This window comes from Acetobacteroides hydrogenigenes, from assembly GCF_004340205.1.
In the GTDB taxonomy this organism is placed as follows: Bacteria; Bacteroidota; Bacteroidia; order Bacteroidales; family ZOR0009; genus Acetobacteroides; species Acetobacteroides hydrogenigenes.
Map to the genome: position 1 here is coordinate 1 of NZ_SLWB01000031.1, position 1,433 is coordinate 1,433.

Here is a 1,433-nt window from a genome sequence, read left to right on the forward strand (position 1 = left end):
TTATCCCCTTTTACCTTTAAGAAATGACAAAAGAAGGTGTTTGATTGTTCTTGAGGAAAAGAAGACCAAGAGGGAAATGAGTTTAATCCCCTAGGTAAGCCCTGCTATACCGAACCAGGAGAAATGTCCATTCCCTCTTCCTTTCTCCAGAGTCTGAACAGTACTTAAGGCTATCACGGATAAGCAAGCGTAAAACAAAAGGGAAGACGATAGGGAAAGCGGTCTCAACCAAATAAAAGCTACGCCATGGAGGAAGCCATCAAGCAATGCGTGGGCATCGATATATCGAAGGCCACCTTTACCGCCTGCGTCTGCCAGAAGTTCGCGGACGGACGGATTCGGTTAAGTTCCGTTGAAAGCTTTGACAACGGGAATAAGGGCTTTAACCAGCTCGTCAAATGGAGCCGGAAGCTGGGAGCACCGCAGCTGGAGCTGCTTTTTTTGATGGAGGCAACCGGCTGCTACTTCGAGCCGCTGGCCTACCACCTGCACCGGCTTAACCAGCCCGTTTCGGTAATCCTACCCAATAAGGTAAAGCACTACGGGAAGAGCCTAAACGTGAAGACGAAAACCGATGCGGTAGATGCGCGGGTTATTGCCCAGCTGGGCGCAGAGCGGCAGCTGCCGCTCTGGGAGCCACCGCTGCCCATCTTCCGGCAGCTAAGGGGGATCACCCGGCTTCGCGCTGACCTAGTCCAGGAGCGGACGGCCTTCCAGAACCGCATTACCAGCGGAGAATCGGCGGAGTCGGTGGAGCGCCTGGTATCGAGGGGGCTCAAGGCAGTGGTAAAGGAGCTGGACAGGCAGATTGACCGATGCGACCAGGAGGTGGAGAAGCTGGCCCGAAAGGAGGATTGGCTTTGGCAGAAGATGACGAACCTGCAGTCTATTAAGGGGGTCGCCCTGTTAACCGTAGCTACCGTAGTAGCCGAAACGCAGGGCTTTGCCCTGGTGAAGAGCCGGAAGCAGCTCGCCAGCTACGCTGGCTACGACGTGGTGCAGCGCGATTCAGGAACCAGCATTAAGGGGAAAACGAGGATCTCGAAGAAGGGGAACTCCCGGATTAGGGGCGCCCTGCACATGCCTGCACGATCTGCCGCCCGGCACAACGACCGCTTGCGGGAGTTCTACCAGCGGGTTAACGAAGGAAAGCCCAGCAAAAGGGTGGGAGAAGTTGCGGTAGCGCGCAAGCTGCTGCTGCTCATGTATACGCTTTGGAAAAAGGACGAGGCGTACCAGAAAAAGACATTCGGGAATCAGGAGGCGAAGGCCCTCCTTCGTCAAGGCGAAGAGAGCGAAAAAAGGGTAGGCAGCCCAACCGAGCTGCCTACACAGGATGGACTTTCGTTCAACCAGTCGGCTGAAGTCCTCCTTCGTCGACCACAAGTTACGTAATTTTTACTCGAAATGCTTGCTTTTTATCACAGTACCTC

1 protein-coding gene is annotated in these 1,433 nt (G+C 54.6%); it reads left to right on the forward strand.

The window, feature by feature from the left end:
* Positions 1–246: 246 nt before the first annotated feature.
* The gene (locus CLV25_RS15870) at positions 247–1,395 is read left to right on the forward strand and encodes an IS110 family RNA-guided transposase (RefSeq protein WP_131840650.1); all 1,149 of its coding nucleotides are present in this window, start codon (positions 247–249) and stop codon (positions 1,393–1,395) included.
* Positions 1,396–1,433 lie beyond the last annotated feature (38 nt).

Excerpts from the sequence above, each read along its gene's own strand:
- CLV25_RS15870 (WP_131840650.1), top strand. The coding sequence starts at position 247 with ATGGAGGAAGCCATCAAGCAATGCGTGGGCATCGATATATCGAAGGCC.